The sequence below is a fragment of the candidate division KSB1 bacterium genome (assembly GCA_022566355.1).
GTDB lineage: Bacteria > Zhuqueibacterota > JdFR-76 > JdFR-76 > DREG01 > JADFJB01.
The window spans coordinates 1-9,389 of record JADFJB010000153.1 but is presented as its reverse complement, the minus strand read 5'-3'; the positions used below and the strand labels follow the sequence as shown (position 1 = coordinate 9,389).

At 37.4% G+C, this 9,389-nt stretch carries 9 protein-coding genes and 2 pseudogenes; all 11 read right to left on the bottom strand.

Features of this window, described 5'->3' with window-relative positions; all coding sequences use genetic code 11:
- Positions 1–822: glycosyltransferase (locus tag IIC38_18710; GenBank protein ID MCH8127957.1), on the bottom strand; the 822-nt coding region annotated here is incomplete at its 3' end.
- A 414-nt stretch (positions 823–1,236) separates the two neighbouring features.
- Entirely contained in the window at positions 1,237–1,491 is a 255-nt protein-coding gene (locus IIC38_18705) for a DUF2442 domain-containing protein (protein ID MCH8127956.1), read from the bottom strand.
- Positions 1,492–1,505: 14 nt separating this feature from the next.
- Positions 1,506–1,761: pseudogene (locus IIC38_18700) on the bottom strand (DUF4160 domain-containing protein).
- Between the two features lie 171 nt (positions 1,762–1,932).
- Complete coding sequence (locus tag IIC38_18695; protein MCH8127955.1) at positions 1,933–2,217, bottom strand: hypothetical protein; 285 nt, start codon at positions 2,215–2,217, stop codon at positions 1,933–1,935.
- A 151-nt stretch (positions 2,218–2,368) separates the two neighbouring features.
- Positions 2,369–4,516, bottom strand: coding sequence for a ribonuclease R (gene rnr / locus IIC38_18690; protein MCH8127954.1), 2,148 nt, complete (start codon positions 4,514–4,516; stop codon positions 2,369–2,371).
- Between the two features lie 140 nt (positions 4,517–4,656).
- Positions 4,657–4,923 (bottom strand): hypothetical protein, encoded by a 267-nt coding sequence (locus IIC38_18685; protein MCH8127953.1) that lies wholly within the window; start codon positions 4,921–4,923, stop codon positions 4,657–4,659.
- A 6-nt stretch (positions 4,924–4,929) separates the two neighbouring features.
- Positions 4,930–6,327, bottom strand: a pseudogene (locus IIC38_18680) (phosphomannomutase/phosphoglucomutase).
- Positions 6,328–6,588: 261 nt separating this feature from the next.
- On the bottom strand, positions 6,589–7,470 hold the full coding sequence (gene prmC / locus IIC38_18675) for a peptide chain release factor N(5)-glutamine methyltransferase (GenBank protein MCH8127952.1): 882 nt from the start codon (positions 7,468–7,470) through the stop codon (positions 6,589–6,591).
- A 52-nt stretch (positions 7,471–7,522) separates the two neighbouring features.
- Complete coding sequence (locus IIC38_18670) at positions 7,523–7,693, bottom strand: hypothetical protein (protein MCH8127951.1); 171 nt, start codon at positions 7,691–7,693, stop codon at positions 7,523–7,525.
- 107 nt (positions 7,694–7,800) lie between these two features.
- Positions 7,801–8,868, bottom strand: coding sequence for a peptide chain release factor 1 (gene prfA / locus IIC38_18665; protein ID MCH8127950.1), 1,068 nt, complete (start codon positions 8,866–8,868; stop codon positions 7,801–7,803).
- 116 nt (positions 8,869–8,984) lie between these two features.
- A complete protein-coding gene (gene rpmE, locus IIC38_18660) occupies positions 8,985–9,197 on the bottom strand; it encodes a 50S ribosomal protein L31 (protein ID MCH8127949.1) in 213 nt (70 codons plus the stop codon).
- Between the last annotated feature and the right edge of the window lie 192 nt (positions 9,198–9,389).

Genomic DNA, 9,389 nt, shown 5'->3' with positions numbered 1-9,389 from the left:
TTCATCATCGCGTATGTATCTTTTCGCAAAAATTACATGATCACTCACACCAAGTTTTTCAGCCTTTTCTTCATAGAGCTTTCGGGTTTCAAAATCTTCCTGGACCCAATCCCTAACATATCCTGAAAAAAAGACATAGGCATCTGGTACTTTCTTAAGCACTTCAGGCAAGGCCTCAACGATTAACTCTTTTCTTTTTAACTTGCCGAAAAATCCAAAAGAAAGAATAATTCTACTATTTTCCGGTAATTCAAACTTCCTCATCGCTTCTATTTTATTTGCCTGTTCTAAAATTTCTGTACCATGTGGAATCACATGGATGAGCTTTTCATTCACATTTTGTCTGACTAGCTCTTCCTTCATAGACACCTGATGAACAATAATCGCATCAACAAGCTGGCTCATTCCGAAGTTATATTCCTCAATACTCATTGCTTCCATATTCCAGTCATTAGTTTCGTTTGTGTGTACAGTATGAAGGGTTAATACAATCCTAGTCTTCTTTTTTAGCTCTTGCAGCAAGTTCAAGAATCGTTTATCAGGATTGAAAACAGCGAATTCATGTTGAATATGAACAAAATCAGAACAAAACTTCGCCGCAGCTTCATTTATTTTTTGCACATAGTCCTCTTTCCTATCAAAGCAAGGCGATGTTTCAAACAATTTGTCTTTGATTTTTTTTGCGCCATTTTCTGCTATAATTGAGATTCTTAATTCTTTATTAATCCTCTGCATAGCTTGGGATAGGTAATTTGTATAAGTGCCTATTCCACATCTTGTTGGTGGGTAGGATGAGATATAGCTTATGTTCAATATTAACAATCCTTTATATCAGTTTGAATATCAATACGAATTAATACGAATTCTATTGTATGCGCTTCCGATTTAATACGGACTACTGCAAGTCTTTTCTCGGTTCCTCGTTTTTGGATTTCAATTGGCCCTGTTTTTTATGAGCCTAACTTAGTCATATATGGTAAATGCTTTCTTATTTTCCATCATATCACCTTATAGCATGGAAATTATTCTATGTGTTGAGTTGATATAAGTTAAAAAATGAAAAACCATGCTTGTATTTCCATGTTTTGCTTCATATATTTTGTAATGATATAATATACCGATATGAAACATGAAAAACAAACAACAATTTCGCCCTGATTTTTAAATTAAAAGTTCAAGGTTGCACCATGAATAATTAAATCTCCCTGGACAGGCTCAAACATATACGATTATCTTCTAATTACTATTATCTCGAATATTTTTTCCATTTACCCATAATTCATATTCACTTAAATCTATATCATCATTCCATGATACACCATAACCACCACTATCAACCTTCACTGAACGAAAAAAAGCTTTATTCAGAAGAGGTTTAAATTCAGGGCGATGTAGAATTTGTTGACAATCATATTCTTTTTCCAAATCATTATCAAACTTAACTATAAGATGAAAATTATCTTTTGCTCGGACATGTTTTATCTTGGGGATTTTAGTCATCTTTATTACTCCAATCCAGGGAGTTTCTTAAAATTTTGTTCGTTCCAAATCTTCAATAAATCACTTTTATAAAGCGATGCCTCACTCTTTTACTTACCGTTGTGCACGCATTGGCAAGTCACTCTCAATTATTTCGAGAGTTTCAATATTAAAAACACCATTATATTCACCATAAATCGCATGAAAGTGTGGATTACCATGTTCACTTTGACTGAAATACGTCTTAATAACTATTCCATAAAATCTTGCAATTACTGGCATATACGAATCCAATCAATTGTTAAATCTAAAATAATTTGGCCCTGCTGATATTTCCTAATATGATCATACATTTTGTGATGATGAAATATAGCGTTATGATGCACAAAAAACTAACAAAAATTTCGCCCTGGATTTTAAATTTTTATAGAATCAACTTTGTCTTTTTATGCATTATTTTTCTCTCTGCAATATCTGTTTCCATAAGACGGTGAATGCCAACAATCCCAGGACCAGTCCAGCCGCTTCTCCAATTACCAAGGGCCAAAAACCTTGACCAATATCACCGATAAAGCCAATTACCGTCCACGGAATGTAAACCAACGCAAGTACGATTAACGCCCAGGGTCGCACTGGCCTCAGACCGAAATACGCGGTTGCAATACCTGCAACGCCTAATATTAGGAAAACAGGCCCTTGCCAATTGTAGCTGGCGGGGATCACTTTCGCCAAATTCATGCTGGTTACTATTAGCCCGCTAACGAAAAATACTATGCCGATAGCGACTAGAATTCACCTTGCTGCGATGACGGATAGAAACATATCTTTGTTCTTACGCATCAACACTGTTGATGCACTCCATAAGTTAGTAAATTTTGCATTCAATCTTTCATTCCTCCTCATCTTCAATCAATTTAAAATCAATCATCTTTTGTTCGGGAACTACTTTAACGACCTGAATTTTTACCCGATCCCCCAAGCGATATGTTTTCCCGGTTTTTTGGCCAATCAAACGATAATTCGGTTCATCATGAATATAGTAATCACCGGCCAAATCTTTAATATGCACCAGCCCTTCTACTAAGTAGTCAACGATCTCCACAAAAATTCCAAAAGGAACGATGCCGGAAATGATGCCATCATAGCTCTCACCCATTTTATTAACCATGAATTTTGCTTGCATGATCTTTATAGATTCACGTTCGGCTTCCAAGGCATTAATTTCCTGTTCGTTCGAAATTCGACAAACTTCGGGAAGCTTGCTTTTTATCTTGGCAATTCTTTTTTCAGAAGGAAATTCGGCATATTCCTTAAGAAGGCGGTGAACAACCAGGTCCGGATAACGGCGAATGGGTGACGTGAAATGGGTGTAATGTTTAAATGCAAGCCCAAAATGTCCTACATTTTTTGTATCGTATTTAGCTTTCATCAGCGAACGCAACATAACATGATTAATAATATCTTCTTCCGGTAAACCACGTACCGAATGAATCACTTCTTGCAGCTGTTTGGGTGATATTCGCTTTCTTCGTTGGAAATTAATACCGAGACTACGCACTAAATTTTCGAAATTTGTTATTTTTTTCGCATCCGGTTTTTCATGAATCCGGTAAATGAACGGCAATAATTTAGACAATTGCCGCTGCTGTGTTAAGGTCATGGCTATGTGCTCACTGATGGTTTTGTTGGCCAACAACATAAATTCTTCAATCAAATGATGGCTATCCAATCTCTCGCTTCGACGAATGTCAATCGGTTCTCCCAGGTCATTCAATTCAATTTTTGCTTCCGGTAAATCGAAATCCAGACTCCCCGCTTTCAACCGTTTGCTGAATAGTTTCTGGCTAAGATCACGCAATTGTCGTAACTCATCAAAATAATCTCCCTGGCCGTCATCGATAATTTTCTGCACCTCTTCGTAATTAAACCGGCGGTTGCTATTAATAACGGATGGTTGAATTTTATAATCCAACCTGCGGCCATCCGGAGTAATTTTCATCATTACACTAAAAGTCAGGCGGTCTTCGTTTGCCCTTAAACTACAAATTTCGTTGGAAATTTTTTCGGGCAACATGGGAATCACACGATCGACCATATAAACACTCGTTGCCCTGCTCAAAGCTTCCTTATCAAGACTTGTACCATCTTGAATATAATGGCTTACGTCGGCGATATGGACGCCCAACATCAAATTGCCATCATCCAAAGTTTCCAGAGAGACAGCATCATCAAAATCCTTTGCATCTTTCGGATCGATTGTAAAACAAACTCTCTTTCTGAAATCCAACCTGCCTTGCAGATCCGAAGGAGTAATTTTTCCGGTTAATCTTTCACATTCAGCTTCTACTTTTTTAGGAAATTTAAATGGCAGGTTGAATTTAAATGCAACTGAGGTAACATCAACACCGGGGTCCTTGGAGAAACCCAGCACCTCTTCAATTCGTCCTGTGGGATTTAAACTGCTATCTTCCCAATAATCCAGGGTCACAGCTACTTTCTGTCCTGGTTGGGCATTCTTCGCAAAACTGTCGTGTATAATGATGTCCCAAGGAATTTTTCGATCATCTGGAGCTACAAAATTAAAGTATTTACCATGCTTATACGTTCCGACAATATATTTCCTTTTTCTTTCAATGATGTGATCAATTTTTCCTTCTGGAAGTTTGCCATCTCGTGATTTTGCATATAAATGAACGGCAACCGTATCTCCATCAATGGCGGTTGTCATGTTGCGTTGACTCACAAATATTTCTCTGTCTTCCAGTTGCACAAAACCATAGCCCTGGGTTTTCACACTCAATTTCCCAACGACCAACTGCGGCTTTTCTCGATATTGGTAAGCGTTTGTCCCGGTTTTCGTAATGACATCATTTCGGGATAAATCTCGTAAGAAATTCCGAAAATCCACATAATCATCACTCGAAACTTTAAGCGTACGAGCGATCGTTTTACTTTTAAATTTTGTCGATGGCTGAGATGATAATATCTCAACAATTTGTTTTTTGAATTGAATTTTTGATGATTTGGTTAAACTCATTTGGAATTAGATTATTTTGATTTGATTGTTCAAATGTGAAATTGATAAAAGTCTAATTGGATGATTCTTCAAAAGCCTTGAAATAAGGAATTGATAATTTTTCAAAGGCTATAGTGATGGGATGCAAAGCTGATAAAAGGTCAACGCTTTTCATCTTGTCTTTTCTCAAGATGATTTTTTAGTCGATTAGCTACGTCATCTCCATAATGGTACTTTACGAAGAGAAGGTCAACTTCGTTCTCTGATAACCCGGGATTAGCCCTTGCAATTGCCCGCCTTGATAATTGCATGGCCATGTTTGAAAGCTCCCGAACCTGGGAGAATTTCTCTGCAACCGTTACTTTTCGAGTAAGATCAATTAAAATTCTTTCAACTTCCGGATGTGTATCTGAAGATTGCGTTCTCATGCAAGTTCAACCTTTAACAATAACAAAATCTTCCTCATTTACTTTCACAGATGGAAATTCTCTAAGCTTATTCAGAAAAATCTCGATAATTTCCTTTAATCGCTCTTCCGTTTTTGCTTCCATTCGTAGAACTAGAGCCGGCTGGGTATTTGATGCACGAACCAGACCCCAGCCATCGCCAAATAAAGCACGCACTCCATCCACGTCAATCACTTCATACCTCGACTTAAAATAGTGTACAAGATCGTCTACGATCTTGAATTTCTCCTCATCAGAGCATTCCACACGAACTTCCGGGGTTGAATAAAATGCTGGGATTTCATCGACAATTTCTGCAATAGTTTTGTCGGATTCACACAGAATACGAATCATCAATGCGGAGGCATAAATGGCATCATCAAATCCATAATAATTTTCACCAAAGAAAATATGACCGGACATTTCTCCAGCCAACAATGAATTTTCCTCTTTCATTTTACTTTTCAGAATGGCATGACCGGTCTTCCACATTAAGGGGATACCGCCATATTTTTTGATTTCATCCACAAGGCTTTGAGAGCATTTCACGTCGAATATTATCTTTTCCCCTGGGTGTCTTGATAGTAAATCCCGGGCCATTATTGCGAGCAAACGGTCTGCAAAAATTGGCCGGCCTAAATTATCAATGACTCCCAATCGGTCCGAATCGCCATCATAACCGATACCAATATCTGCTCCGCTTTCAATAACCTTTGCACGTAATGCCTTGGTATATTTGAGCACCGTTGGATCCGGTAAGTGGTTTGGAAAATTCCCATCAGGTTCACAAAAAATACAATCAACATCCATCCCTTTATTAATAAAGAAAGAGCTTGCCAGAGGACCTGCGGTCCCATTGCCTGGATCCATAATCATTTTAAGTTTCTTTGAGAAATTGAATTTTTCATTAAGCATACTTACATAAGCGGGAACTGCATTTTCAGATCTTATGTTAGAGTCTCCATTTTCAAAATCATTGGTTTGGATGAACTGTTTAAGTACCTGAATTTCTTGTCCAAAGACCGATCCGCTTTTCATATTCATTTTGAAGCCATTATATTCTATGGGATTGTGGCTGCCGGTTATCATCATACCACCATCAGTATCGTAATGAAACACCGAAAAATACAGCACCGGGGTCGGAACAGTGCCAACGTCAACAATATTAACTCCGGTTGTTTGAATCCCTTCAATAACTGCAGCTTTTAATCGCGGTGATGTCAAACGCACATCACAACCGACAGAGACTGATTTGGCTTCTTTGCGCTTCACATAGGTTCCATAGGCTTTTCCGATTGCATTTGCTACTTCGTCAGTTAGATCCGTATCTGCGATTCCACGTATATCGTATTCTCGAAAAATAGCTTGGTTCATTCATTACTCCATATTCTTTCTTAACCTGAACATACCTATTCAGCCACAAGACTCAAAGGCTCCAAGTTCATATTATAAATCTTTTAATGCCTTTTTTGTAACTGTTCTGCTATTAGCATTTGGCTGTTAGCAATTGGCATTTAATCCCAACAAAAGTTGTAAAAGTGATTATGGATCAATTAAATATAAAACAAAAAATGATAAACAATCTCATCAGTCTCCTAAAGGCCAACAGCTAAAAGCTAATGGCTGAATAGTTACACCTTGATCAAATTAAAACTTTGCTAATACAACCCGCTCAATACCGGCAATATCTTTGCGAATCTGAACAGACTTAAACCGGTTTTTTTTAAAAATGGCTTCTACTGTTTCAGATTGTCCTGCGGCAATTTCAACAAACACTTCACCATTATCCTTTAATAGATGAGGCGCCAATTCACATATCCGATGGGAAAATGTATTAACTTTATCCTGTCCTACTAAAGCAATTCTGGGTTCATACTCTCTAACTTCGGGCTCTAGTTGCATGAATTCTTGTTCCTGGATATATGGCGGATTAGCGACAATAATATCAAAGCGATCATTCATTATTATCTCGAAGCGCCTATCCAAAACATCGCAATGAATAAAACTTATACAATCATCGACTTTGTTAAGGTTTGCATTCTCTTGAGCTGATTCTAATGCCTCTTGGGATATATCAACCGCTGTAATTTGTGGTTCATTTAAGTAATAAGCGAGGCTAACTGCTATATTACCTGAACCCGTGCCCAAATCTAATATTTTTAAATTTTGTCTTCCATTAAATCGGTCAAGTACCCATTCGACCAAAGTTTCGGTGTCTTGACGCGGAATTAATATTGACGGATTTACCTTAAAAGTTAATGACATAAACTCTGTTTGCCCAAGGACATATTGCAAAGGTTCGCGAGAAGCCCTTCTACGAATATAATCGCGGTATTCCTGCAATTCCTGGGAAGAGATTGGTCTATCATAATTCACATATAAGTCGACTCGCTGAATTCCTAAAACTTTACAAAGTAATAGTTCTGCATTTAAACGTGGGTTATCAATTGATTTTTTTTGAAGAAATTCTGTGGTTGTTTGAAGAAGTTCAACAATTCGCCAGAGTTTGGGAGAGGTTTTCGTTTGCATAATATCCTATTCTGACTAAGGAATGGCTTACTCTCGCCTAGATTGAGTCTTTTTAAATATTAGAATGAGCCTCTCTAACATCTGGGACATCTGTTCCATAGAATCTTTTTTTGAGTTCAGCAGCAATGGGTTGTCTTTCAGCAGGAGTCAACTGTATTTGTTGGTTAATATCCCATTTTTCTGCTTCTTTATGGCTCTTAGCTTTGTTGACTATTTTCTTCATAATTTTGAGACTTTCGAGAAATATTCTTTGTTTGTGGAAAACTTAAAATTATAACAGAAAATAGACTTAATCAATACTATAGAATAACAACCCCTTGAATACTAAAATCAACTAGCTTGCTTAAGTTGCTCCGTCTGATACGCAATCTGCATTTCTTCGATTAATGCATCAAGATCACCATCAAGAATCATTTCCAATTTATATAGGGTTAGGTTTATCCTGTGGTCCGTGACCCGGTTTTGAGGATAATTAAATGTTCTGATTTTTACACTTCGGTCACCGGTACTTACCATTGCCCGGCGTGCAGCTACTCTTTTCGCCATTTCTTCTTCTTGCTTTTTGGCAAGCAAGCGAGCACGTAAGATTTTCATCGCTTTCGTTCTATTTTTGTGCTGGGATTTTTCATCCTGGCAAGATACTACGATATTTGTTGGGATGTGTGTAATCCGCACGGCTGATTCTACCTTATTTACGCTCTGCCCTCCAGGGCCTGAAGCACGAAACAGATCGATACGAATTTCCTTTGGATCGATTGCGACATCCACTTCCTCTGCTTCCGGCAAGACCGCCACCGAAGCGGCAGATGTATGGATCCGACCGCCGGATTCAGTGGTTGGAATACGTTGAACCCGATGAACTCCACCCTCAAATTTAAGCATGCTATAAACATCTGTGCCATTGATACTAAAAACAATTTCTTTGAATCCGCCTATCCCTTGTGGGTTCGAATTGAGAATTTCGATTTTCCAACCTTTCCTTTCACAATATCGGGAATACATTCGAAACAGATCGCCAGCAAATAAACCCGCTTCATCACCACCGGTCCCTGCACGGATTTCCATGATAATATTTTTATTATCCTGTGGATCTTTAGGAATCAGCATTACTTTAAGTTTTTCTTCGATTTCGTCTAGCGAAGATTTTAACTCCTCTAATTCAACTTCGGCCATTTCCCGTAACTCAATCTCAATATCTTCTTTTAGCAACTCTTCATCATCTTTGATATTTTTTAATATAGATTTGTACTCGCGTATTGTTTTAACCAGTGGTTCCAGTTCACTTTGTTCCTTTGACAGCTTGGTATAATTCTCAATGTCTGACATGATTCCCGGATCACTCAGCTCTGAATTTATATTCTCAAAACGAGTTTCGATTTCAATAAGTTTTTCTAACATCAAATTTTCTCAGTAATGTAAAAATTAAGAATTATATCAGCATCTACATGGACAAAAAAAAACGGAATATTCAAAATAATTGAATGATTCCGTCACTGCCAGATTTTGGGAATAATTTAAGCAGTACTTTCCACTTTTTTATATTTGCGCATGAACTTTTCAACCCGTCCGGCAGAATCAACCAATTTTTGCTTACCGGTAAAAAAGGGATGACAATTAGAACAAATATCCAGGTGAAGATTATCAACAGTTGAACGTGTCTGGAAAGTATTTCCACAAGCACACGTAACAGTTGTTAATTCATATTTTGGATGAATACCTTTTTTCAATTTAATCTCCTGCTTTTCTAAATTCAAATTAGCCGTAAATTTATCGAAAAATAGACTCAATTGCAACAAATTATGAGATTGAGTTTAAGATAATCGTTTATGAGATATCATCTGAGACTTCTGAAATAACTTATAATATTGTCATTTCGAGGAGTTTACGACGAGAAATCTTTTAATCTAAACAAAAATAAA

Coding starts and splice junctions, on each gene's coding strand:
- IIC38_18695 (MCH8127955.1), bottom strand. CDS start 2,217: ATGAATTTGGCGAAAGTGATCCCCGCCAGCTACAATTGGCAAGGGCCT.
- rnr (MCH8127954.1), bottom strand. CDS start 4,516: ATGAGTTTAACCAAATCATCAAAAATTCAATTCAAAAAACAAATTGTT.
- IIC38_18685 (MCH8127953.1), bottom strand. CDS start 4,923: ATGAGAACGCAATCTTCAGATACACATCCGGAAGTTGAAAGAATTTTA.
- prmC (MCH8127952.1), bottom strand. CDS start 7,470: ATGCAAACGAAAACCTCTCCCAAACTCTGGCGAATTGTTGAACTTCTT.
- IIC38_18670 (MCH8127951.1), bottom strand. CDS start 7,693: ATGAAGAAAATAGTCAACAAAGCTAAGAGCCATAAAGAAGCAGAAAAA.
- prfA (MCH8127950.1), bottom strand. CDS start 8,868: ATGTTAGAAAAACTTATTGAAATCGAAACTCGTTTTGAGAATATAAAT.